Annotated in this window: 22 protein-coding genes; 21 read left to right on the top strand and 1 reads right to left on the bottom strand. The window is 63.4% G+C overall.

Features of this window, described 5'->3' with window-relative positions; all coding sequences use genetic code 11:
* Nucleotides 1–126 precede the first annotated feature (126 nt).
* The 10 genes from cbiE (at nt 127) to H7995_RS00690 (ending at nt 9,369) form a co-directional block, all read left to right on the top strand.
* On the top strand, nt 127–1,338 hold the full coding sequence (gene cbiE, locus H7995_RS00645) for a precorrin-6y C5,15-methyltransferase (decarboxylating) subunit CbiE (RefSeq protein ID WP_166589896.1): 1,212 nt from the start codon (nt 127–129) through the stop codon (nt 1,336–1,338).
* Entirely contained in the window at nt 1,331–2,428 is a 1,098-nt protein-coding gene (locus H7995_RS00650; protein ID WP_166589895.1) for a cobalt-precorrin-5B (C(1))-methyltransferase, read from the top strand. The genes cbiE and H7995_RS00650 overlap by 8 nt, the downstream gene beginning before the upstream one ends.
* The gene (locus H7995_RS00655) at nt 2,425–3,153 is read left to right on the top strand and encodes a cobalt-precorrin-6A reductase (protein ID WP_182343304.1); all 729 of its coding nucleotides are present in this window, start codon (nt 2,425–2,427) and stop codon (nt 3,151–3,153) included. The genes H7995_RS00650 and H7995_RS00655 overlap by 4 nt, the downstream gene beginning before the upstream one ends.
* A gap of 89 nt (nt 3,154–3,242) precedes the next feature.
* Complete coding sequence (locus H7995_RS00660; RefSeq protein ID WP_371927828.1) at nt 3,243–3,485, top strand: addiction module antidote protein; 243 nt, start codon at nt 3,243–3,245, stop codon at nt 3,483–3,485.
* A gap of 96 nt (nt 3,486–3,581) precedes the next feature.
* Nucleotides 3,582–3,983 (top strand): DUF2946 domain-containing protein, encoded by a 402-nt coding sequence (locus H7995_RS00665; RefSeq protein ID WP_185817820.1) that lies wholly within the window; start codon nt 3,582–3,584, stop codon nt 3,981–3,983.
* A gap of 61 nt (nt 3,984–4,044) precedes the next feature.
* Nucleotides 4,045–4,524 carry a copper chaperone PCu(A)C gene (locus H7995_RS00670; RefSeq protein WP_166589913.1) on the top strand — a complete coding sequence of 160 codons (480 nt, stop codon included), beginning with the start codon at nt 4,045–4,047 and terminating at the stop codon, nt 4,522–4,524.
* Between the two features lie 72 nt (nt 4,525–4,596).
* Nucleotides 4,597–5,010, top strand: a complete 414-nt coding sequence (locus tag H7995_RS00675) for a DUF2946 domain-containing protein (protein ID WP_244647548.1) — start codon at nt 4,597–4,599, stop codon at nt 5,008–5,010.
* A gap of 90 nt (nt 5,011–5,100) precedes the next feature.
* On the top strand, nt 5,101–7,230 hold the full coding sequence (locus tag H7995_RS00680) for a TonB-dependent copper receptor (protein ID WP_166589892.1): 2,130 nt from the start codon (nt 5,101–5,103) through the stop codon (nt 7,228–7,230).
* Between the two features lie 115 nt (nt 7,231–7,345).
* Nucleotides 7,346–8,728, top strand: coding sequence for a PepSY-associated TM helix domain-containing protein (locus H7995_RS00685; protein WP_185817821.1), 1,383 nt, complete (start codon nt 7,346–7,348; stop codon nt 8,726–8,728).
* 218 nt (nt 8,729–8,946) lie between these two features.
* Nucleotides 8,947–9,369: a hypothetical protein gene (locus H7995_RS00690; RefSeq protein ID WP_185817822.1), complete on the top strand. Its 423-nt coding sequence runs from the start codon at nt 8,947–8,949 to the stop codon at nt 9,367–9,369.
* A 73-nt stretch (nt 9,370–9,442) separates the two neighbouring features.
* On the opposite strand, the gene H7995_RS00695 is transcribed toward H7995_RS00690, so the two are convergent.
* Nucleotides 9,443–12,814, bottom strand: a complete 3,372-nt coding sequence (locus tag H7995_RS00695; protein ID WP_185817823.1) for a hypothetical protein — start codon at nt 12,812–12,814, stop codon at nt 9,443–9,445.
* A 273-nt stretch (nt 12,815–13,087) separates the two neighbouring features.
* Here H7995_RS00695 and urtA point away from each other — a divergent pair, with 273 nt between their 5' ends.
* From urtA to ureC, 11 genes are all read left to right on the top strand, one after another.
* The gene (gene urtA / locus H7995_RS00700; protein ID WP_166589888.1) at nt 13,088–14,353 is read left to right on the top strand and encodes an urea ABC transporter substrate-binding protein; all 1,266 of its coding nucleotides are present in this window, start codon (nt 13,088–13,090) and stop codon (nt 14,351–14,353) included.
* 105 nt (nt 14,354–14,458) lie between these two features.
* The gene (urtB, locus tag H7995_RS00705; RefSeq protein ID WP_166589887.1) at nt 14,459–15,961 is read left to right on the top strand and encodes an urea ABC transporter permease subunit UrtB; all 1,503 of its coding nucleotides are present in this window, start codon (nt 14,459–14,461) and stop codon (nt 15,959–15,961) included.
* A complete protein-coding gene (gene urtC / locus H7995_RS00710; RefSeq protein WP_166589886.1) occupies nt 15,961–17,040 on the top strand; it encodes an urea ABC transporter permease subunit UrtC in 1,080 nt (359 codons plus the stop codon). The genes urtB and urtC overlap by 1 nt, the downstream gene beginning before the upstream one ends.
* A complete protein-coding gene (gene urtD / locus H7995_RS00715; RefSeq protein ID WP_166589885.1) occupies nt 17,037–17,897 on the top strand; it encodes an urea ABC transporter ATP-binding protein UrtD in 861 nt (286 codons plus the stop codon). Before urtC ends, urtD begins: the two co-directional genes overlap by 4 nt.
* 69 nt (nt 17,898–17,966) lie before the next feature.
* A complete protein-coding gene (gene urtE, locus H7995_RS00720) occupies nt 17,967–18,665 on the top strand; it encodes an urea ABC transporter ATP-binding subunit UrtE (protein ID WP_166589884.1) in 699 nt (232 codons plus the stop codon).
* Nucleotides 18,666–18,695: 30 nt separating this feature from the next.
* The gene (locus tag H7995_RS00725; protein ID WP_166589883.1) at nt 18,696–19,535 is read left to right on the top strand and encodes an urease accessory protein UreD; all 840 of its coding nucleotides are present in this window, start codon (nt 18,696–18,698) and stop codon (nt 19,533–19,535) included.
* A gap of 66 nt (nt 19,536–19,601) precedes the next feature.
* Nucleotides 19,602–19,904 carry an urease subunit gamma gene (gene ureA / locus H7995_RS00730; protein ID WP_166589882.1) on the top strand — a complete coding sequence of 101 codons (303 nt, stop codon included), beginning with the start codon at nt 19,602–19,604 and terminating at the stop codon, nt 19,902–19,904.
* Nucleotides 19,905–19,913: 9 nt separating this feature from the next.
* Nucleotides 19,914–20,447: a GNAT family N-acetyltransferase gene (locus H7995_RS00735; protein ID WP_182343294.1), complete on the top strand. Its 534-nt coding sequence runs from the start codon at nt 19,914–19,916 to the stop codon at nt 20,445–20,447.
* 6 nt (nt 20,448–20,453) lie between these two features.
* A complete protein-coding gene (locus tag H7995_RS00740) occupies nt 20,454–20,987 on the top strand; it encodes a GNAT family N-acetyltransferase (protein WP_166589880.1) in 534 nt (177 codons plus the stop codon).
* Nucleotides 20,984–21,289 carry an urease subunit beta gene (locus H7995_RS00745; protein ID WP_166589879.1) on the top strand — a complete coding sequence of 102 codons (306 nt, stop codon included), beginning with the start codon at nt 20,984–20,986 and terminating at the stop codon, nt 21,287–21,289. The genes H7995_RS00740 and H7995_RS00745 overlap by 4 nt, the downstream gene beginning before the upstream one ends.
* Nucleotides 21,290–21,428: 139 nt before the next feature.
* Nucleotides 21,429–23,129, top strand: coding sequence for an urease subunit alpha (gene ureC, locus H7995_RS00750; protein WP_166589878.1), 1,701 nt, complete (start codon nt 21,429–21,431; stop codon nt 23,127–23,129).
* Nucleotides 23,130–23,167: the final 38 nt, after the last annotated feature.

The raw sequence follows: 23,167 nt of genomic DNA on the forward strand, positions 1-23,167 counted from the left end.
TCGTTCAAGGGGGCGACCGACTCAAGAGGTAGAAGCACTTCGCGGGCGAAGGCGCGGTATTATGCCTGCTTTGTCCGACGGCATGAAAAGCCTGCCCGTCGGAACCTTCATGTTTGAGGAATATAGATGGCCCCCTGGCTGACAGTCGTAGGCATCGGAGAAGACGGCTTCAAGGGACTGGGCAAGCAGGCCCGGCGTGCATTGCTGGGGGCCACACGGATTATCGGCGGCCAGCGCCAGCTCGATCTGCTGCCGGTGTGCATCCGTGGCGAGCGCCAACTGTGGCCCAGCCCGTTCTCCCTGGAGCCGCTGCTGGCGCAACGCGGCGCACCGGTCTGTGTGCTGGCCAGTGGGGACCCGATGTTCTATGGCGTCGGCGCCAGCCTGGCGCGCCAGGTACCCCGCGAGGAGATGCTGATCCTGCCTGCGCCGTCGTCCTGCTCCCTGGCAGCCGCCCGCCTCGGCTGGCCACTGCAGGAGGTGGTCTGCCTGTCGCTGGTGGCCCGGCCACTGGCCGCGCTCAACAGCCACTTGTTCAGCGGAGTGCGCCTGTTGGTGCTGAGCAACGACCGCCACAGTCCGGCCGCACTGGCCGCACTGCTGCGTGAGCGCGGTTTCGGCCCGAGCCGGATCAGCGTGCTGGAACACCTGGGCGGCGAGCAGGAGCGGCGGGTCGACGGCCTTGCCAGCGAGTGGCACGATCCTGAGGTCGCCGACCTCAATGTCCTGGCCATCGAGTGCATCGCCGAACCGAGCACCCCGCGCCTGTCGCGCCTGGCCGGCCTGCCGGACTCGGCCTTCGCCCACGACGGCCAGTTGACCAAGCGCGACGTGCGGGCCGTCACCCTGGCCCATCTGGCACCGATACCCGGCGAGCTGCTGTGGGATGTCGGCGCGGGTTGCGGCTCGATCGGTATCGAATGGATGCGCGCCCACCCCAGTTGCCGCGCCCTGGCCATCGAGGCGGATTCAGGCCGCCAATTACTGATCGAGCGCAACCGCGACACCCTTGGCGTACCCGGCCTGCAATTGATTCGCGGCAGCGCCCCCCAAGCGCTGGCCGGACTCGAGCGCCCGGATGCGATTTTCATCGGCGGCGGCGTGACCCGTGCCGGCGTACTCGACACCTGCTGGGCGCAACTCAAGCCCGGCGGCCGCCTGGTCGCCAACGCGGTCACCCTGCAAAGCGAAATGACCCTGATGGCCTGGCGTGAACGGCACGGCGGCGAACTGACCCGGCTGCACATCGCCCAGGCCCAGCCATTGGGCGAGTTCGACACCTGGCGCCAGGCGCTGCCGATTACCTTGCTGGATCTGGTCAAACCCCTCGATGCGTGACGAAACCGCCGAACAACCCGCCCCCCTGCGCAGCGGCCTGACCACCGGCAGCTGCGCCACCGCCACCAGCCTCGCGGCGGCGCGCCTGCTGCTGGGCGGCGGCAGCAGTGATGCGGTGCAGATCGTCCTGCCCAAGGGCAAGCAGGTGCAGATGCGCCTGGAGTTCTGCCGGCTGCTGGCCGACGGCGCCGAGGCCGGCACGATCAAGGATGCCGGCGACGACCCGGACGTGACCCACGGCGCCCTGCTCTACAGCCAGGTGCGCCTGACCGCCGAGCCCGGCATTCGCTTCAGCGCCGGGCTCGGCGTCGGCACCGTGACACGCCCAGGCCTGGTGCTGGGCGTCGGCGAGCCGGCGATCAATCCGGTGCCGCGCAAGATGATCAGCGACCACCTCAGCGCCCTGGCCCTGGAGCTCGGGTATGCCGGCGGGTTTGCGGTGACGGTCAACGTCCAGGACGGTGAAGCCCTGGCGCTGAAAACCATGAACCCGCGCCTGGGCATTCTTGGTGGCCTGTCGATTCTCGGCACCAGCGGCATCGTCCGGCCGTTTTCCTGCGCGGCCTACATCGCCTCGATCCACCAAGGCATCGACGTCGCCAAGACCAACGGTTACCTGCACATCGCCGCCTGCACCGGCAACGCCAGTGAAGACACCATGCGCCGGGTCTACAACCTGCCGGAAATCGCCCTGATCGAAATGGGCGATTTTGTCGGGGCGGTGCTCAAGCACCTGCGCAAAGTGCCTGTGGATAAACTCAGCCTGTGCGGTGGCTTCGGCAAGATCAGCAAGCTCGCCGCCGGCCACATGGACCTGCACAGCCGACACTCGAGCATCGACCTTGAGCAATTGGCCGAATGGGCCGCCGCAGTGGGCGCCGACGCCGCACTGCAGCAAGAGATTCGCCAGGCCAACACCAGTCAACAGGCCCTGGCGATGGCCAGTGCCGCCGGCATTGCCCTGGGTGATGCGGTGTGTCAGCACGCCCTGGCCTTCGCCCGCAGCGTGGTACCGGCCCAGGTCCAGGTCGAAGTGTTTGCCATCGACCGCCAGGGCGGCATTGTCGGTCACGCAGGAGTATTGCCATGAAGCGGATACTGTTGCTCGGCGGTATCACCGAAGCCCTGGCGATCGCCCGCACCCTGGGCCCGCAACACCTCTACAGCCTGGCCGGGGTCGGCCGGGTACCCAGCGACCTGACGTGCCAGGTGCGCGTCGGTGGCTATGGTGGCGCCGAGGGCCTGGCCCGTTTCATCGAGGATCAAGGCATCGACCTGCTGCTCGACGCCACCCACCCCTACGCCGCACAAATCAGCCAGAACGCCGTCACCGCCGCGCGACTCAGCGCTATCCCGTGCTGGGCGCTGCGCCGTCCCGCGTGGCAGGCGCAAGCCGGCGATGACTGGCGCGAAGTCAGCGACTGGGCCGAACTCAGCACAGCCCTCAAGCCATTCCAGCGCCCGCTGTTCACCCTGGGCCGCGAGCCGTTGCAGCACCTGGACGAAATCCCCGCCGGACAGTTCTGGACCTTGCGCGCGCTGGAGGTTTATCCCGGCAACCCACGCTGCGAAGTGCTCGGGGCCCGCGGCCCGTTCCACCTCGAAGACGAACGCGCGCTGTTCGAACGTCGACAGATCGACGTGCTGATCAGCAAAAACAGCGGCAGCAGCGCCACCGAACCCAAGCTCGAAGTGGCCCGCGAGCGCGGGGTGCCCGTGCTGATTCTCAAGCGCCCGGTGTTGCCGGCGGTGGATCGGGAGTTTGCCAGCGTGGCCCAGGTGTTGAAGGCACTGTCATTGTCAGACGGTTCCTGACCAGAACCGGCAAGGCTCGCCTGCTGGATTGTGAACCTGTGGGTGAGGCTGTTGATGAAATGCGTGTCCACTACGGGCCTGGCTATCGAATGTACTTCACCCGCAAACACCACGTGGTTTACCTGTTGCGGGTGGGAGGGGACCGTGTGTTGATCCGTTGTGCGCTCAATGACATTACGCGCGCCACAGGCATGACACAGATCGCCCGCGACACCGGGCTGGGCCGTGAAAGCCTGTACAACGCACTCGGCAGCACTGGCAATCCGGAATTCGCGACTATCATGAAGGTGATGAAGGCCTTGGGCCTCAAGCTTCACGCGACAGCCGCCTGAGTACACTGCGACACCACACCGCAGGGCAGCTTTTTACTTATCCACCCCGATCAGGCTAAATACGCCGCCTGATCTCCCACATCACCGGATCTGACCATGTCCCGACAACGGCTAGCAATTGCCTGGATCGCCTGCTTCGCAGTGCTGTTCAACATGCTCGCCATGCCAATGTCCGGTGCCATGGCCCAAGCGTCCAGCCAGTCCCCGGCCGAGCAGTTGATGTGGGGCAGTTTCTGCTCCTCCAGTGGCACCCGCATGGTCGCCATCTCCCTGGGCAACCTTGAACAGAAAGCCCCCCCTGGCGAGCAACACTCCAACATGCAGCACTGCTGGTGCTGCTCGGGCACAGCGCCCCTGGTGGCATTGCCGGGACATGCACCGCAGCTGTACTTCGCCCGGTTCGAAGCCAATCGCAGCTTGCCGGCGCCCACCCTCGACTCGCCGACACCGCGCCAGCAATGGCCCAGCCTCAACCCCCGAGCCTCGCCCCTGGTCTGATTCGATTCGCAACTAACCTGCGTTTTAATCATTCCGGAGAATTACCATGTCAAAACCATCCCTGGTGAAGCACACGTTGCTGCTCGCCGCTTTGCTGTTGCCTGCCTGCTTTGCCAATGCCCATGAATACAAGGCCGGTGAGCTGGACATCGCCCACCCCTGGTCCCAAGAGCTGCCGCCCAATGCCCCGACCGTGGCGGCCTACTTTGTCATTCACAACAATGGCAAAACCGCTGACCGCCTGCTCAGCGTGGATTCGCCTATCTCGGGCAAAGCCGAGCTGCACGAACACGTGATGCAAAAAGACCTGATGAAAATGCAGCAGGTGCCCAGCGTCGAGATCCCCGCCGGGGGCACCGTCACGTTCGCGCCGATGGCCTACCACGTGATGCTCATGGAACTGAAGGACCGCAGCCTGCTGAGCGACGGCAAGCGTTTCCCGCTGACCCTGCATTTCGAGAAGGCCGGTAACCTCACCGTGGACGTCGCGGTGCAGAAACAACCGCCCGCCGGCACCGACACGCACCAGCACGCCCAATAACCGGCAGCAGCACCGCCCGTGAACGCGCAGCGCTCACTTGGCCGCAGGCGCACAGCTCCACGCCAGCCCCCCTTGACGGTCGCGCGTGGCAGCTGGGTCAGCCTGTTTGCCATGTTGATGATCTTTATCGGTCCACTGATTTCTCAGTCGATGCCGATGGGTCAGCGCGCCCCGATGTCCATGAGCATGTCCATGAGCATGTCCATGGACATGAGCATGGACATGGCGCCCGGTGCCCATGCCGGGCATGAGGCGCAAGCGCCTGCCGAACACTGCGCACCCCAGGCCGATCACCATGCCATCTGGGAAAAGTGCGGCTACTGCAGCCTGCTCTTCAATTGCCCGGCACTGCCAGGCAGCCAGGCACTGGCGATCTTCAACCCACCGCTGGCACAAGGTTTCATCAGCCCCCTGCCTCGCCTGGGCCATGCCCGACTGACCGTCTTCCCCGGCGCCCGCACCCGCGCCCCACCCATCAACGCGTAAACACCCACATCCCCACCGACACGGCCAACTGTTGAACACGACAGCCACAGGCTGCTGGCCGTGTGTTTACGACTGATTGATGGAACCGTTATGTCCAGGTTTTCTGCTGCCCCACGCCTGAGCGATGCCCAGGCAACTTTCGCCCCGAACGCCCTGCGCGTTCGCCTCAAGCAAGCCACCGCACTGCTGTGCGGCGCCCTGCTCGCGCCATTGGCCGGCGCCGCTGAGACGGCCACCGACCACAGCCAGCACGCCGAAGAGCTGAGCCCCACCGTGATCACCGGCATTGCCCCCAGCTCGCCCCTGACCATCGTCACCAACCCCAAGGACCCGCGCCAACCGGTGCCGGCCAGTGACGGTGGCGACTACTTGAAGACCATTCCCGGCTTCGCCCTGGTGCGCAACGGCGGCACCAACGGCGACCCGGTGCTGCGCGGCATGTTCGGTTCGCGGCTGAACATCCTCACCAACGGCAGCATGCTGCTGGGCGCCTGCCCTGGCCGCATGGATGCACCCACCTCGTACATTTCCCCGGAAACCTACGACACGCTCACGGTGATCAAGGGCCCGCAAACCGTGCTGTGGGGCCCTGGCGCCTCGGCTGGCACGATCCTCTTCGATCGCGAGCCGGAAAACTTCGGCGAACTCGGTAGCCGGGTCAACGCCAGCGTGCTGGGCGGCTCCAACGGCCGCTTCGACAAAGTGGTGGATGCCGCAGCAGGTGGCCCGCAGGGCTACGTGCGGGTGATCGGCAATACGGCCCACTCCGATGACTACAAGGACGGCAACAATGACACCGTGCCGTCGCGCTACGACAAGTGGAACGGCGACGTCGCCGTCGGCTGGACCCCAAACACCGACACCTTGCTGGAGTTGACTGCCGGCAAGGGCGACGGTGAAGCGCGCTATGCCGGACGCGGCATGGACGGCTCGCAGTTCAAGCGCGAAAGCCTGGGCCTGCGTTTCGTGCAATCGGACCTCAGCGAGGTGCTGGAAAAACTCGAGGCCCAGGTCTACTACAACTACGCCGACCACGTGATGGACAACTACACCCTGCGCACGCCCTCCGGCACCGGGATGATGGCCGGCCCCATGGCCTCCAACGTCGACCGCCGGACCCTCGGTGCGCGGGTCAAGGCCACCTGGCGCTGGGCCGACCTGCAACTGGTCAGCGGTGTCGATGCGCAGACCAACGAACACCGCCAGCGCAGCGCCATGGGCATCGACACCTACAAGGACGTGCCACGCAACAAGGATGCGGACTTCCACAACTACGGCCTGTTCGGTGAGCTGACCTGGTACGCCGCCGACCGTAATCGCCTGATCACCGGCGCCCGCCTGGACCGCGCCTCGGCCAAGGATTTTCGCCAGAGCATCGGTTCCGGGATGATGAGCAAGCCCAACCCGACGGCCGACGACACCCGCGCCGACACCTTGCCCAGCGGTTTCGTGCGCTACGAGCACGACCTGGCGGACAGCCCGACCACCCTCTACGCAGGTCTCGGCCACGCCGAACGCTTCCCGGATTACTGGGAGCTGTTTTCGCCCAAGTCCGGTCCCGTGGGGTCGCTCAACGCCTTCGACTCGATCCAGCCGGAGAAGACCACCCAGCTCGACGTCGGCCTGCAATACAAGACCCAGGACCTCGAAGCCTGGGCCTCGGCCTACATCGGCACCGTGCACGACTACATCCTGTTCGACTACACCCCCACGCCCATGGGCACCAGCTCGCGGGCCGAGAACATCAACGCACGCATCATGGGCGGTGAACTGGGCGCAGCCTACAACCTGACCGCCCACTGGAAAGCCGACGCCACCCTGGCCTACGCCTGGGGCAAAGACACCACCCACGACACCGCCCTGCCGCAGATGCCACCGCTGGATGCGCGCTTCGGCCTGACCTACAGCGAAGACAATTGGAGTGCCGGTGCCTTGTGGCGCGTGGTCGCGGCGCAAAACCGCATCGACCAGAACAAAGGCAACGTGGTGGGCAAGGACTACGACAAGAGCCCGGGCTTTGCGGTGTTCTCCCTCAATGGCGCCTACCGCATCGACCAGCACTGGAAGGTCAGCAGCGGCATCGACAACCTGTTCGGCAAAGACTACGCCGAACACTTGAACCTGGCCGGCAACGCCGGGTTCGGCTACCCGGCCAGTGATCCACAAGCAATCAACGAACCGGGTCGCACGTTCTGGACCAAGGTGGACATGAGCTTCTAAAACGCCTCGCAAGGACGCCATGCCTGTAGCAGCGGTCGCAGCCTGCGGCAGCTGCTACAGAACCAGCAACCACACAACACCTATAAAAGATTCATCGCCGAGCGGAGTGCTATTGATGAGCCAACCCAAAGTGTCCTTCTACAACCTGGCCTGGCGCTGGCATTTTTATGCCGGGCTGTTCGTTGCCCCTTTCATGGTGATGCTGGCGCTGACCGGCACCCTCTACCTGTTCAAGCCACAACTCGATCCCCTGATGTACGGCAACCTGCTGAACGTTCCGGCCGGTCATCACAGCCTCAGTGCCGACGACCTGCTGCGCAGGGTGCAAACGGCTTATCCACAGGGCCAGGTCACCCAGTACCTGCCGCCGATCAATGCCGAGCGCAGCGCGCAATTTGTGCTGAAGAACCTGGGCAGCGAACTCAACGTGTTTGTCGATCCGTACCACGGCGACATCCTCGGCGAGCAGGATGCCACGTACAACCTGCAAGCCATCGCCCGGGCGATTCACGGCGAACTGATGATCGGCACCCTCGGCGATCGCCTGATCGAGATGGCGGCTGGCTGGGGCATCGTGCTGGTGGTGTCCGGTGTCTACCTCTGGTGGCCACGTGGCAAGGGCGGTGCAGGCATCCTCTGGCCACGCCTGAACAGTCGCGGCCGGTTGCTGTGGCGCGACCTGCACGCCGTCACCGGTTTCTGGGGCGCGGCGTTGCTGCTGGTCATGTTGCTCAGCGGTATGACCTGGACCGGTTTCTGGGGCAAGTCCTACGCCCAGGTCTGGAACCAGTTCCCGGCCGCCATGTGGAACAACGTCCCAACTTCCGATGAGCAAGCGCGCAGCCTCAATACCGCCGCGCGCCAGACCGTGCCCTGGGCCATGGAAAATACGCCGATGCCAATGTCCGGCGACCACGCCGAACACATGGCCCACAACGGCGCCAGCCACGCACCGGCCGCGCCGGGCATCAGCCTGCAGTCGGTGCAGGACATTGCCGAGCGAGGCCAGGTCGAGCCGGGCTACAGCATCACCCTGCCAACCAGCGCCAGCGGTGTGTTCACCATTGCCGTGTTCGCCGATGACCCGCGCAACGACGCCACCCTGCACGTCGATCAGTACAGCGGCAAGGTCCTGGCCGATGTGCGTTGGGAACACTATGGCAACGTCGCCCGCGCCACGGAGGTGGGCGTGATGCTGCACGAAGGCAAGATGTTTGGTGTGCTGAACCAGATCATCGTGCTCCTGATCTGCCTGATGATCCTGCTCAGTGCCGTCAGCGGCGTGGTGATCTGGTGGAAGCGCCGGCCCCAGGGCAAGGTCGGGGTACCGCCGTTGCGTCATGACCTGCCAACCTGGAAAACCGGGGTACTGATCATGTTGGCGCTGGCCGTGTTGTTCCCGTTGGTGGGCGCTTCACTGGTGGTGGTGTGGCTGCTGGACCGGTTCCTGCTGGCGCGCGTAAGCCGGCACACGGCATCGACCTCCCCCTCTTCCTGAACACCCCGAGGGACGGAGCAACGGTATTTCAAGGGTGCTTGAAATACCGTTGAACAGTTTGAAAAGTCTTATCTTGGGTTAGTTTTTTAGCCACTCCCTGATCCTCGCCATACTCCTGCTGCCGCAACTTAAGCACCCACTCACTGGACAGTATTAGTTGCGGCAACTTCCTACTTTTCAATCCGCACAATTCCTATAAAGAATTGAAAGAGGTCAACTTGATAAAGAAAATTCTAGCCTCCCTCGCCTTCGTTTCACTGCCGGCACTGGCAGCCCCGCCGCCGTTCACCGGCACCGACTATTCAGGGCATTACCAATGCACTGGCATGGACAGTCATATAGGGGAGTTCAAAGGCACCGTCGACATGAAGCTCAACCCTGAACAAAGTACCGGCCCGTACGGCGCCTATAGTTTTACCCTGACCCTGACCGACAACTCCCTCTATAAAGGTTTCGCCGCCGCCCAGGAAACATCACTGGCCATCTACTTCGCACACACGGACCCCGCCCTGAAAGACTACGGCGTGGGCATTGCACAAGTTGGAACCAGTGCCGACGGCAAGGTCTCTTTTACCAAATACTATTACGGCCCGGAGTATGAAGGCGGTGGCCACGGCATGGAAACCTGCACCCGCCAATAGCCCTTACCGGCACTCGCGTCACGATCAAGGGCGTTGCCACTCATGCCTTTGATCGTGCGCGGATACCCGCACGCTACAGCTCGTCACGGTGAAAACTGACGGGCGCCAGCGGAACCTGTTGCCGATCAGTCTTCCAGTTATGGCCCAGGCGTCCAGTCTGATTCCAGTAGTGGGCGGCTGTCAGCACCCGCAGCTCACCGATGTCGGCCAGTTGCGAGATGAAATCCGCGGTAGACAGTCGGGTGATCCACTGACCGCCCACACGCTCGGCTTGTTTGGTCCGCAGCAAGGCTTGCTCTGCCTGGGTGTACTGCGGCACATACTTGATCAAGGCACCATGGGGCGTTGAGTAGTAGTACGAACTGATCGGGAAGCCTTTGCTCTTCAGGCTGTGAGTGTGCAGATACACCAGCCAAGGCGAGGCAAAGTTGGCATAGACCTGGTCAGCATCGACCGCCAGCGTGCTGGTTCCCGACAGATACAGTTGGTGGCTGGCAATCAACTCATAGTCCGCAGGAAAGATCGGCGCCTTGTTCTTCTGGGTCGTGACGGGGTCGCCTGAGGTCTGGAAAATACGATCAAGCGCCTGGTTGGAGTCGTCCCGGCGCGCCAGCGGCTCCAGTGCACAGAAGCAATGCGTGTCCTTTTGACGCAATATCGCGCTCTCATAAGTGGTGACCTGTTCATAGGCGCTTCCCGCCCGGCGCTGGATGTAGCGAGCCGCATCGTCGGGATGCTGGAATATCGGCCCCATTGCCAATTTCGGCATCCACGACCACAGATCCTGCTCGCTCATGCCGGCTTTATACGGCTGCCAATCCCGCGACAGGAACCCGATCCCCCAGTAAGCACTTGGCACCATGACTTGCAGGCGCCCGGCCTTTCTCATGTTTCCAATGTAAGCCGCCAGATTGAAGGTGCCGTCCAGTACGTCGCGCCAATCGGCGCTCGCCTGTGCCAGGGTCGCGAACGGCTGATGCTTGAGTGCCAACTGAGCAGCCTCGTCCGGTGGCTCGATCGGGTCGTAGTAATCCCCCTCAAAGCGCAACAGCGCTCCGTCACTGCACGATAAGTAGAGCGGTAACCGGCCCTGCGTCGTTTGCGTCTGCAAAAGCGCCCGGTGCACGTCCATCGGCGAAAAAAAGTGCCGATAGTCCTCATCCGGCAGCACATCCGGCGCTTGCGCGGCGCGCAGGTACAGGCTGTCGACGACGTAGCCCTGGGGCAACTGTCCATCGGGGAAAACCTGGTCATACGTCAGTGTCGAACCCGGGATCGGGATCGGCACAGTGGCAATGAATCGGTTGTGCCTGCGATCGCGCAGAATGTAACCGAAACTCAGCGCCGCACGATCTGCTGCCAGCTCATGGGCATGACGCGCCGCGGCAACACTGTCAGCAAATACGGGGCTGTAGCTCGGCTCACTGCGCGGCAGACCGAGCGCCGTGCCGAGACTCATTGGGCGCTCCAGGCTGAACTCGGTCACTAAACGCGGCGCCCCCCAAACAGCGCTACCCGCCACCACATACAGAAAGCCGTTTTTAGCCAGCGAATCCACCCACACCGACGGTTTCAGGTCTCCCTCGTGGATACGTTTTTTTATCCAGGCTGCGTCCAGGTCATGGGGCAGGCTGCCGAAGTCGCTCAAGGCATTGGCAAGATCGGCTCGCACTCTATTCCATGTCCCGTTGCGGTAACGAATCACCGAGCCGTCGGGCCCGAACAGGTATTCGTCCATCATCCGCGTCTCCCGCCCGAATGCGGTCAGGACCGATTTCACGGACAACATGTTGAGATACAGCTGCTTTTGCGACCCAGACAAGAGCACCGGAACCTCCCGGGCATGGCGCGAGCGATAGCGGCCCACGAGGGTGCATCCTGCGGGAAACAGCCCCGCGCCCACACTTTCATCCGGGAAGATCCATTTCACATCGAAGTCTTCTTCGGGCGTGATCACAGGCTCGGTCGCAACGAACAAACCATCGGAGCGCTTCAGGATCAACCCGCCGTAGATGCTGTCAGTGGTGGGAGGGAGCTGCGCGCGAGCATAGAGCGCCGCATCATCCTGGGTCGGAAAAACCGGCCCTAAAAGGCGACGCTCGATGTTCTGGGCAGGCGTCCATTGTGGGTTGACCACGCCTTTTCTATCCCAGCACAGAGAAGTGTGCAGGACCGTCAATTCACCACTGTTCGCCACGACCCTGACAAAGCCGGTCTGGGTCAGTTTTCCATTGGTCAAGTTGGATTGGACAGCATCCAGCCCCATCTCCGGGGTGCCGTTATCGAACAACTTGGTACTCTTGCGCGCGACATACTTCAACAATGCGCCGTCCTGCGTCGCGATGTACGTGGGAATCGACTCAGGCCCTTCGACGACCGGCGGCTTCTTGGAGTCGTACACCACCACATACAGGTCTCTGGGCACAATAAAGTGCTGGGCCAACCAGAGGCGAGCAGGCCGCTGTGTCTGCATCACCCGCTGGCGCGAATAGAAATAGGAATGGCGCCGGAATGCCTCCGGATACACATAGTCGATGCCTTCACCCGGCCCGGCACTGGGGAACAGGCTCCGACGAGAAAACAGTTTGTCGCGAACCCCCTCGACCGCAACCAATTCCGACGCAATGTACTCGTGCTTGCCTTGTTGCTTGAGGATGAAACCGAACCAGGTCCGCTCCGTATCATGCTGCCCAGCCCCTCGTGAGAAGCGATCCTGCGCCGCTTCGTCCGCCGACGAAAAAACCGCGCCGAAGGCCACCTGTTTCGGCACCGGCCTTGCGCCCTGTTCCGGGTGGGGTGTCCAGTCCTTGGTCACTTGGCCCCGGTACCCCCAAAGCCCATTGTCGACCAGGGTCTGCAACTTTCCTGCGCTCGCCACTGCCCGTACAAACTCGACAGGCGCGATGCTGCCATCGGCAAGCCCCAGCGCCAGTGGTCCCGGGTGACTCACGGTGCCCAAGCGCATCAGCAACTGCTGCCAGCCGCGGGAATCGGACTCGAACCACAACAGACTGTCGTCGCTGCCTGACAGATAGGCCGGAACGCCTTGCGCGACCACATGGAACAACTCGTGAACCTTGAACATCTGCAAGCTGACGCTGGCGTCTGTGCGCGTCCACCCCAAGCGCTGCACCCGATCGACATCCAGCGTCGAGAGCGCCCGGTGTGAGTAAAACACGCTATGGAGCTGGTGGTTCACCGGGTAGATTGCCCGGCCTTGGGCGTCTGCCGGGAACAGGGGGGGCGCTTCGAGCGCATCGGTGCCGGCGTCGACCGGTTCAGTCACGACGAACCGCTGGTTGCTGCGCTGGAAGATCACTGCAACAAACTCGCGGTCACGCCGCTTGCCGACCTGTTCATGAGCATGCCGCGCCGCGTCATCCGCCGACAAAAACTCACGGCTCATGCGCACAACGGCAGCGCTCGGCTTATCTCTCTCATCCATGAAAAAACTCCAACCTGTTGATGGCCTGTAATGAGCCATCAGGTTATCCAGCGTCCCCGTGCCTGTGCGGTACATACATAGGGAGCACAGGCACCACGACAGCGCATCGGCATGCCCCACACCCCGTTGCACGCCCACCCCTGGTGCGCTCGCGGATGAATCCGCCTCGGCGGCCGCATCAAACCCCGGGCTTTCGTGCTTAGGCACAGCCCTTGCTAAAGACTCTTCAGCCTTCCACCAATGCCAACCAAAAACGTTCATGGAGATCGCACAATGAAGCGTCGCAGCTTGATCAAGGCTTTCACTCTTTCAGCCAGCATTGCCGCGATGGGCATGACCTGGACGGTCCAGGCCGCCGAGACCATCAAGGTTGGCATCCTGCATTCCCTGTCCGGGACCATGGCGATCTCTGAAACCTCGCTCAAAGACATGGCGTTGATGACCATCGACGAAATCAACGCCAAGGGCGGCGTCAATGGCAAGCTGCTGGAGCCGGTGGTGGTCGACCCGGCGTCGAACTGGCCGCTGTTCGCCGAAAAAGGCCGGCAATTGCTGACCCAGGATAAGGTCGCCGTGGTGTTCGGTTGCTGGACCTCGGTGTCGCGTAAATCGGTATTGCCCGTGTTCGAAGAGCTCAATGGCCTGCTGTTCTATCCGGTGCAATACGAAGGCGAAGAGATGTCGCCGAACGTGTTCTACACCGGTGCCGCGCCGAACCAACAGGCGATCCCCGCCGTGGAATACCTGATGAGCGAAGAAGGTGGCAGCGCCAAACGCTACTTCCTGCTGGGCACCGACTACGTCTACCCGCGCACCACCAACAAGATCCTGCGCTCGTTCCTGCACGCAAAAGGCGTGGCCGACAAGGACATCGAAGAGGTCTACACACCGTTCGGCCACAGCGATTACCAGACCATCGTCGCCAACATCAAGAAGTTCTCGGCCGGCGGCAAGACCGCCGTCATCTCCACCGTCAACGGCGACTCCAACGTGCCGTTCTACAAGGAACTGGCCAACCAGGGCCTGAAGGCCACCGACGTGCCCGTCGTCGCGTTCTCGGTGGGCGAGGAAGAACTGCGCGGCATCGACACCAAGCCACTGGTGGGCAACCTCGCGGCGTGGAACTACTTCGAGTCGGTGGATAACCCGGTGAACCAGAAGTTCGTCGCGGACTGGAAGGCCTACGCCAAGAAACACAACCTGCCGGGCGCCGACAAGGCGGTGACCAACGACCCGATGGAAGCCACCTACGTCGGCATCCACATGTGGGCGCAAGCTGCCGAGAAAGCCAAGTCCACCGACGTCGACAAGGTGCGCGAAGCCCTGGCCGGCCAGACCTTCGCCGCACCGTCGGGCTACACCCTGACCATGGACAAGACCAACCACCACCTGCACAAGCCGGTGATGATCGGCGAGATCCAGGCCGACGGTCAGTTCAACGTGGTCTGGCAGACCGAAGGGCCGATCCGCGCCGAGCCCTGGAGCCCGTTCATTGCCGGCAACGACAAGAAGCCGGATTACGCGGTCAAGAGCAACTGAGGCACTGAATGCCCCGCCGAACACACCGGTTCGGCGGGACACAAATTCCTGTGGGAGAGAGCCGCCCGGCGCTCTCCCACCTTGGTCTGCGCAAGGCGATACATCATGCCCACTGGCCTTCACCGCTTAATCCTCCTCATCGCGCTCCTGCTGCCACTGGCCAGCCAGGCCGGCGACAGCGAAGACTTCGTCGCCGCCAATCCGGCGCAGCAAGCCAGGCTGCTCGAAGCCTGGGCCGCGCAGCCCGATCCGGCGCGCGTCGAATTGATCAATGCCTTGCAGCAAGGCGTAGTGACCGTCGACGGCCAAGCCAAGACCCTGCGCCTGAACAATCGCCTGCGGGGTCTGATCGACACCGCCGTGGCCAGCCAGCAACTGCTCGCCGCCGATCCCCGGGTGCGGCTCGGTGCGGCGCAACAACTGCAGAAAAGCGCCAAGCCGGCGCAACTGAAATTCCTCGACCAGCAACTGGCGGGCGAAACGGATGAGCAGGTTCACGCGGCCCTGAGCCTGGCCCTGGCCAACCTGCAACTGGTGGACAGCGACCCTGCCGTGCGCCTGGCTGCGGTGCGTCTGCTCGGCGAAACCGGCGACCCACTGGCCCGCACTCGCCTGGAAAACCTGCTCGAACCTGGGGTCGAAGCCGACGCCGCGGTGCTCACCGCAGCGCAGACCAGCCTCGGTCAGGTCAAACGCAAACTGCTGGTGGGCGAGTTGCTCGGCCAGGCATTCAGCGGCATGTCCCTGGGTTCGATCCTGCTGCTGGCGGCCCTGGGGCTGGCCATCACCTTCGGCCTGCTGGGGGTGATCAACATGGCCCACGGCGAAATGCTGATGCTCGGCGCCTACTCCACCTACATGGTGCAAATGCTGCTCCAGCGCTTTGCCCCCAACGCCATCGAGTTCTATCCACTCCTGGCCTTGCCGGTGGCGTTTTTCGTCACCGCCGGTATCGGCATGGCGCTGGAACGCACGGTGATCCGCCACCTCTACGGGCGCCCGCTGGAAACCCTGCTCGCCACCTGGGGCATCAGCCTGATGCTGATCCAACTGGTGCGCCTGCTGTTCGGCGCGCAGAACGTCGAGGTCGCCAACCCGGCCTGGCTCTCGGGCGGGATCCAGGTCCTGCCCAACCTGGTGCTGCCGTACAACCGTATCGTGATCATCGCCTTTGCCCTGTTTGTGGTGGTGCTCACCTGGCTGCTGCTGAACAAGACCCGCCTGGGCCTGAACGTGCGCGCCGTCACCCAGAATCGCAACATGGCCGCTTGCTGTGGCGTGCCCACCGGGCGAGTGGACATGCTCGCCTTCGGCCTCGGCTCCGGGATCGCCGGGCTCGGCGGCGTGGCGCTGAGCCAGATCGGCAACGTCGGCCCGGACCTCGGCCAGAGCTACATCATCGACTCCTTCCTGGTGGTGGTGCTCGGTGGCGTCGGCCAACTGGCCGGGAGCGTGTTCGCCGCCTTCGGCCTGGGGATCGCCAACAAGATCCTGGAGCCGCAGATCGGTGCGGTGCTGGGCAAGATCCTGATCCTCGCGCTGATCATTCTGTTCATCCAGAAACGCCCGCAAGGCCTCTTCGCACTCAAAGGACGGGTAATCGACTGATGAACCAGCCCCTGCTCATTACCGCCACCCGCAAGGCCGGGCCCAAGGTGACGATTGTCGTCGGTACGCTGCTGGTGTTGTTGCTGCTGGCGCTACCGCTGCTGTCGCTGCTGCCCGCCGACAACGCCCTGCATGTCTCGGCCTATACCCTGACCCTGGTCGGCAAGATCCTCTGCTACGCCATCGTCGCCCTCGCCCTGGATCTGGTCTGGGGTTACGCCGGCCTGCTGTCCCTGGGCCACGGCCTGTTCTTCGCCCTCGGTGGCTACGCCATGGGCATGTACCTGATGCGCCAGGCCTCGGGGGACGGCTTGCCGGCGTTCATGACCTTCCTCTCCTGGACGGAGCTGCCGTGGTTCTGGACCGGCACCAGCAGTTTTCTCTGGACCCTGTGCCTGGTGGTGCTGGCCCCGGGTCTGCTGGCGCTGGTGTTCGGCTTCTTCGCCTTTCGCTCGCGGATCAAGGGCGTGTACTTCTCGATCATGACCCAGGCCCTGACCTTCGCCGGCATGCTCCTGTTTTTCCGCAACGAGACCGGGTTTGGCGGCAACAACGGCTTCACCAACTTTCGCACCATCCTCGGCTTCGGCATCACCGAACCCGGCACTCGCGCGGTACTGTTCAGCGCCACCGTGTTGTTGCTGGTGGCCAGCCTGTTCATTGGCTGGCGCCTGGCGCAGAGCAAATTCGGCCGGGTGCTGACCGCCCTGCGCGACGCGGAAAACCGCCTGATGTTCTGCGGCTACGACCCACGCGGGTTCAAGCTGTTTGTCTGGGTCTTGAGTGCGGTGCTGTGCGGCCTGGCCGGTGCGCTGTATGTGCCCCAGGTGGGCATCATCAACCCCAGCGAAATGTCCCCGACCAACTCCATCGAAGCCGCCGTCTGGGTGGCCCTGGGCGGACGCGGCACGCTGATCGGGCCACTGCTGGGCGCCGGCGTGGTCAACGGCATGAAGAGCTGGTTCACCGTGGCTTTCCCCGAATACTGGCTGTTCTTCCTCGGTGCGCTGTTCATCATCGTCACCCTGTACCTGCCCAAAGGCGTGATCGGCCTGCTGAAAAAAAGAGGTGAACAATGAGAGTCACTGCGACCGCCGATTTCATGCTCGAACCGATCCTGGAACCGAACAAGGATGCCGGCAGCAGCCGCGATGCCATCGGCCTTGGACAGCGCGCCGGAAAAGGCCTGAACACCCGCCACGGCACCCTCCTCACCCTGGAGGACATCAGTGTCAGCTTCGATGGCTTCAAGGCGCTGAACAGCCTGAACCTGTACATCGGCGTTGGTGAACTGCGCTGCATCATCGGCCCCAACGGTGCCGGCAAGACCACCCTGATGGATGTGATCACCGGCAAGACCCGGCCCAGTCACGGCAAGGCCTGGTTCGGCGAGACCCTGGACCTGACCCGGATGAGCGAAGTGCAGATTGCCCAGGCCGGGATCGGCCGCAAGTTCCAGAAACCGACAGTGTTCGAAGCCCTGAGCGTGTTCGAGAACCTCGAGCTGGCGCAAAAAACCGACAAGTCGGTATGGGCCAGTTTGCGCGCCCGGCTCAATGGCGAGCAGCGCGATCGGATCAGTGAGGTCCTGGACACCATTCGCCTGACCGCCTCGGTCAATCGCCCCGCAGGCTTGTTGTCCCACGGGCAAAAGCAGTTCCTGGAAATCGGCATGCTGCTGATGCAAGACCCGCAACTGCTGTTGCTCGATGAACCGGTGGCGGGCATGACCGATGCCGAGACCGAGTTCACCGCCGAGCTGTTCAAGCGCCTGGCCGGTCAACATTCATTGATGGTGGTGGAACACGACATGGGCTTCGTCGGTTCGATCGCCGACCACGTCACCGTATTGCACCAGGGCAGCGTGCTGGCCGAGGGGTCGCTGGCGCAGGTGCAGGACAACGAGCGGGTGATCGAGGTTTATCTCGGGCGCTGAACGCAGGTGCGGATTGCTCTCTGCAGGAGCGAGCGCCCGCTCCTACAAGGAATTGAGGAGAAGTTGAACATGCTGCAAGTCGATAAATTGCATCAGTACTACGGTGGCAGCCACATCCTGCGGGGCCTGAGCTTCGAGGTGAAGGTTGGCGAAGTCACCTGCCTGCTCGGGCGTAACGGCGTGGGCAAGACCACCCTGCTCAAATGCCTGATGGGCCTGCTGCCAGCCAAGGAAGGTGCGGTGAACTGGGAGGGCAAGACCATCAGCGGGCTCAAACCGCACCAGCGGGTTCACGCAGGCATCGCCTATGTTCCCCAGGGCCGGGAAATCTTCGCCCGGCTGAGCGTCGAGGAAAACCTGTTGATGGGGCTGTCGCGTTTCCCGGGCGCCGAAGCCCGGGAAGTGCCGGCCTTCATCTACGAGCTGTTCCCGGTGCTGCTGCAGATGAAGCAACGCCGTGGCGGTGACCTCTCAGGCGGCCAGCAGCAACAGTTGGCCATCGGCCGTGCGCTGGCCAGCCGGCCCCGCCTGCTGATCCTCGATGAACCCACCGAAGGCATCCAGCCCTCGGTGATCAAGGAGATCGGCGCGGTGATCAAGCAGCTCGCGGCACGCGGTGACATGGCGATCCTGCTGGTGGAGCAGTTCTACGACTTCGCCGCTGAGCTGGCCGATCAATACCTGGTGATGTCCCGGGGCGAGATCGTCCAGCAAGGTCGCGGCGAAAACATGGAAGCCGAGGGTGTACGCGGCCTGGTAACGATCTAGTCTCTAGCGTCCCGACGATAATCAGAAAATATGACTGCCCCTGCCCAACACATCGTATTCACACCCAGCTGGCATGCCGAGCTTGAGCTCGGCTACGCCCGCTTCGGCGACAGCACGCGGCCGACCCTGCGTCGCCACCAGGGTCCGCTGCGGGTGCAAAAACACCTGTACGCCGAAGGCCCCCAAGTGTGCCAGCACATCATCGTCCACCCGCCCGGAGGGATTGCCGGCGGTGATCGCCTGGAGGTCCGCGCCAGTGTCGGGCCCAACGCCTGGGCGCAATTGACCAGCCCCGGCGCCGCCAAGTGGTATCGCGCCGCCAGCCCCGCCTATCAGCAGCTCGACTTGCAGGTCGCCGCCGGTGCCACCCTGGAATGGCTGCCCCAGGAGACCATCGTCTTCAGCGCCGCCCAGGCCGAGCTCAAGACCTCGATCGAACTGCAGGGCGATGCCCGATTGTTTTATTGGGACGTGGTGGCGCTGGGTCGCCCGGCCAGCGGCGAACGCTTCGAGCAGGGGCACTTTCAAGCGCAACTGGAGATCCGCCGCGACGGCCAGTTGCTCTGGCACGAACGTCAGCGCATTGTCGGCGCTGACGGTTTGCTCGACTCGCCGATTGGCCTGGACGGCCAGCCGGTGTTTGCCACCTTGCTGGTGACCGGCGAGATCGACAGCGAACTGCTGCAGGCCTGTCGTTCGCTGCCCAACCCGGTACGCGGGGATCTGACCCAGCTTCCCGGGCTGCTGGTCGCCCGTTGCCTGGCCAGTGAAACCTTGCTGGCACGGGGTTGGCTGATTGATCTATGGACACTGCTGCGCCCGGCCCTGCTCGGCCGCGAGGCGCTGGCGCCGCGAATATGGAATACCTGAACACCGGCAACGGGTTCGGGTCGACCTTACGAGTGCTCTTTTTTTCTGCCCAGATGGATTTACACGATGGACCTGACCCCACGCGAAAAAGACAAGCTGTTGATCTTCACTGCCGGCCTGGTGGCTGAGCGGCGGTTGGCCCGCGGCGTCAAGCTCAATTACCCGGAGGCCATGGCGTACATCAGCGCCGCGCTGCTCGAAGGCGCGCGGGACGGCCAGAGCGTGGCCGAACTGATGCACTTGGGCACGACCCTGCTGCAGCGCGAACAGGTGATGCCCGGCATCCCGGAGATGATCCCGGAGATCCAGGTCGAAGCCACCTTTCCCGACGGCACCAAACTGGTCACCGTCCATCAACCCATCGCCTGAGGTCGCGCCATGCCGTATCACATCCGCGATGCCGTGCCCGCCGACCTGCCGGCGATTTGCGACATCTACAACGATGCCGTGCTCAACACCACCGCGATCTGGAATGAACAGGCGGTCGACCTGGCCAATCGTCAAGCCTGGTTCAGCGCCCGCCATGCCCAGGGCTACCCGGTCCTGGTCATGGCCGCTGCCGACGAGCAGGTGCTCGGCTACGCCTCCTTTGGCGACTGGCGGCCCTTCGATGGGTTTCGCCACACCGTGGAACACTCGGTGTACGTGCGCAACGACCAGCGTGGCAACGGCCTCGGTCCGCGCCTGATGGAAGCGCTGGTGGTGCGCGCCAGGGAGGCTGGCAAACATGTAATGGTGGCCGCCATCGAGAGCGGCAACGCGGCATCGATCCGCCTGCATGAGCGGGCCGGCTTCATCACCACCGGACAGATGCCGCAAGTGGGCACCAAGTTCGGTCGCTGGCTCGACCTGACGTTCATGCAATTGACCCTCAATCCAGGCTCTGAGCCACCCCTGGCCAACAAGGAGTAAGCCACGATGAACGCCGCCCAACTACGCCGGGTCAACCCGGAAAGTTTTGCCCACTACCGCCAGGGCTTGAACGACTTGCTGTTCGACGCCGTGCAGCACGGGGCCTCGATCGGTTTTCTGGCCGATATCGATGACGCCCAGGCCCGCGCCTACCTCAACGCCGTCCAGGCCGACCTGGAGAACGGCAACCTGCTCTTGTGGGTGGTGGTCCAGGAAGAAAAGGTCCTGGCCAGCGTGCAACTGGGCCTGTGCCAGAAGGCCAACGGACGTAATCGCGCCGAGGTGCAAAAACTCCAGGTCCTGCACCAGGCCCGTCGACGTGGACTCGGCCAGCAGTTGATGAATGCCCTGGAGCTTGCCGCGCGCCAGCATCAGCGTGGCCTGTTGTACCTGGATACCGAGGCCGGCTCGCCCGCGGAAACTTTCTACCAGTCACTGGGCTACACCCGCGTCGGCGAACTGCCCAACTACTGCCAAAGCCCGGACGGCCACTACGCGCCGACCGCCATCTACTTCAAGACCCTGGGACAACCTGCATGATTCCTGGCGAATACCGGATCCAGCCCGGCGAGATCGAGCTCAACGTCGGCCGGCGCACCCTGAGCCTGACCGTGGCCAACAGTGGCGACCGGCCGATCCAGGTCGGCTCGCACTATCACTTTTTCGAAACCAATGACGCCCTGACCTTCGACCGCGCCGCTACCCGCGGCATGCGCCTGAACATCCCGGCCGGTACTGCGGTGCGCTTCGAACCGGGGCAGAGCCGCGACGTGGAGTTGGTGGACCTGGCCGGGCATCGCCGGGTGTTCGGGTTTGCCGGACGGATCATGGGTGACCTTTAAATTTTACCGCGTCTGCCCTGGCCTCTTCGCGGGCAAGCCCGCTCCCACAGGTGATCGCATTCCCCTGTGGGAGCGGGCTTGCCCGCGATAGTGAGCGCAGCGAACGACTTCAAATTTTCCTGAATCTCAAGGCGAACGAATGAAAATCTCCCGCCAAGCCTACGCCGACATGTTCGGCCCCACCGTCGGTGACAAGGTTCGCCTGGCCGACACCCAGTTGTGGATCGAGGTCGAGAAGGACTTCACCACCTACGGCGAAGAAGTGAAGTTCGGCGGCGGCAAAGTGATCCGCGACGGCCAGGGCCAGAGCCAGTTGCTGGCGGCCGACGTCGTCGACACGGTGATCACCAACGCGCTGATCCTCGATCACTGGGGCATCGTCAAGGCCGATGTCGGCCTCAAGGACGGGCGCATCGCTGCCATCGGCAAGGCCGGTAACCCGGATATCCAGCCCAATGTGAGCATGGCCATCGGCGCCGGGACCGAAGTGATCGCCGGCGAAGGCATGATCCTCACCGCCGGCGGCATCGACAGCCATATCCACTTCATTTGCCCGCAGCAGATCGAAGAAGCCTTGATGAGCGGCGTGACCACCATGATCGGTGGCGGCACCGGTCCTGCCACCGGCACCAACGCCACCACCTGCACCTCCGGGCCCTGGCACCTGGCGCGCATGCTCCAGGCCGCTGACGCCTTCCCGATGAACATCGGCCTCACCGGCAAGGGCAACGCCAGCCTGCCGGGACCGTTGATCGAGCAGGTCAAGGCCGGCGCCATTGGCCTCAAGCTGCACGAAGACTGGGGCACCACCCCGGCGAGCATCGACAACTGCCTGACGGTGGCCGACCAGTATGACGTGCAGGTGGCGATCCACACCGACACCCTCAATGAGTCGGGTTTCGTCGAAACCACCCTCGCCGCCTTCAAAGGCCGCACCATCCACACCTACCACACCGAAGGCGCGGGTGGCGGTCACGCCCCGGACATCATCAAGGCCTGCGGTTTTGCCAACGTGCTGCCGAGTTCGACCAATCCGACCCGGCCGTTCACCCGCAACACCATCGACGAACACCTGGACATGCTGATGGTCTGCCATCACCTGGACCCCAGCATTGCCGAGGACGTGGCCTTCGCCGAAAGCCGCATCCGCCGTGAAACCATCGCCGCCGAGGACATCCTGCACGACCTCGGGGCGTTCTCGATGATCAGTTCCGACAGCCAGGCCATGGGCCGGGTCGGCGAAGTCATCATCCGCACCTGGCAAACCGCCGACAAGATGAAGCAACAGCGTGGCCCACTGCCGGGTGATGGCCAGGACAACGACAACTTCCGCGCCAAGCGCTACCTCGCCAAGTACACCATCAACCCGGCGATCACCCACGGCATCAGCCACGAAGTGGGTTCGATCGAAGTGGGTAAATGGGCCGACCTAGTGCTCTGGCGCCCGGCGTTCTTCGGGGTCAAGCCCAGCCTGATTCTCAAGGGCGGAGCGATTGCCGCCAGCCTCATGGGCGACGCCAACGCCTCGATTCCAACGCCACAACCGGTGCACTACCGGCCGATGTTCGCAAGCTTTGGCGGCTCGTTGCACGCCACCAGCCTGACCTTCATCAGCCAGGCCGCACAGGAGGCAGGGTTGGCGCAGGCATTGGGCTTGAAGAAGACCATCGCCGTGGTCAAGGGCTGCCGCAGCGTGCGCAAGACCGACCTGATCCACAACGACTACCTGCCCAGCATCGACGTCGACCCGCAGACCTACCAGGTCAAGGCCGATGGCGAACTGTTGTGGTGTGAGCCGGCGGATGTGTTGCCGATGGCGCAGCGGTATTTCTTGTTCTGACTGCGCACAAACCCCGAAGACTGCCTCAGGCAACATTC

The organism is Pseudomonas kielensis (assembly GCF_014236655.1).
GTDB lineage: Bacteria > Pseudomonadota > Gammaproteobacteria > Pseudomonadales > Pseudomonadaceae > Aquipseudomonas > Aquipseudomonas kielensis.

Excerpts from the sequence above, each read along its gene's own strand:
- H7995_RS00660 (WP_371927828.1), top strand. The coding sequence starts at position 3,243 with ATGTACTTCACCCGCAAACACCACGTGGTTTACCTGTTGCGGGTGGGA.
- H7995_RS00665 (WP_185817820.1), top strand. The coding sequence starts at position 3,582 with ATGTCCCGACAACGGCTAGCAATTGCCTGGATCGCCTGCTTCGCAGTG.
- H7995_RS00680 (WP_166589892.1), top strand. The coding sequence starts at position 5,101 with ATGTCCAGGTTTTCTGCTGCCCCACGCCTGAGCGATGCCCAGGCAACT.
- ureA (WP_166589882.1), top strand. The coding sequence starts at position 19,602 with ATGGACCTGACCCCACGCGAAAAAGACAAGCTGTTGATCTTCACTGCC.
- urtD (WP_166589885.1), top strand. The coding sequence starts at position 17,037 with ATGAGAGTCACTGCGACCGCCGATTTCATGCTCGAACCGATCCTGGAA.
- urtA (WP_166589888.1), top strand. The coding sequence starts at position 13,088 with ATGAAGCGTCGCAGCTTGATCAAGGCTTTCACTCTTTCAGCCAGCATT.
- H7995_RS00685 (WP_185817821.1), top strand. The coding sequence starts at position 7,346 with ATGAGCCAACCCAAAGTGTCCTTCTACAACCTGGCCTGGCGCTGGCAT.
- H7995_RS00695 (WP_185817823.1), bottom strand. The coding sequence starts at position 12,814 with ATGGATGAGAGAGATAAGCCGAGCGCTGCCGTTGTGCGCATGAGCCGT.
- cbiE (WP_166589896.1), top strand. The coding sequence starts at position 127 with ATGGCCCCCTGGCTGACAGTCGTAGGCATCGGAGAAGACGGCTTCAAG.
- H7995_RS00735 (WP_182343294.1), top strand. The coding sequence starts at position 19,914 with ATGCCGTATCACATCCGCGATGCCGTGCCCGCCGACCTGCCGGCGATT.
- H7995_RS00650 (WP_166589895.1), top strand. The coding sequence starts at position 1,331 with ATGCGTGACGAAACCGCCGAACAACCCGCCCCCCTGCGCAGCGGCCTG.
- H7995_RS00725 (WP_166589883.1), top strand. The coding sequence starts at position 18,696 with ATGACTGCCCCTGCCCAACACATCGTATTCACACCCAGCTGGCATGCC.
- H7995_RS00655 (WP_182343304.1), top strand. The coding sequence starts at position 2,425 with ATGAAGCGGATACTGTTGCTCGGCGGTATCACCGAAGCCCTGGCGATC.
- urtC (WP_166589886.1), top strand. The coding sequence starts at position 15,961 with ATGAACCAGCCCCTGCTCATTACCGCCACCCGCAAGGCCGGGCCCAAG.
- H7995_RS00740 (WP_166589880.1), top strand. The coding sequence starts at position 20,454 with ATGAACGCCGCCCAACTACGCCGGGTCAACCCGGAAAGTTTTGCCCAC.
- ureC (WP_166589878.1), top strand. The coding sequence starts at position 21,429 with ATGAAAATCTCCCGCCAAGCCTACGCCGACATGTTCGGCCCCACCGTC.
- urtB (WP_166589887.1), top strand. The coding sequence starts at position 14,459 with ATGCCCACTGGCCTTCACCGCTTAATCCTCCTCATCGCGCTCCTGCTG.
- urtE (WP_166589884.1), top strand. The coding sequence starts at position 17,967 with ATGCTGCAAGTCGATAAATTGCATCAGTACTACGGTGGCAGCCACATC.
- H7995_RS00745 (WP_166589879.1), top strand. The coding sequence starts at position 20,984 with ATGATTCCTGGCGAATACCGGATCCAGCCCGGCGAGATCGAGCTCAAC.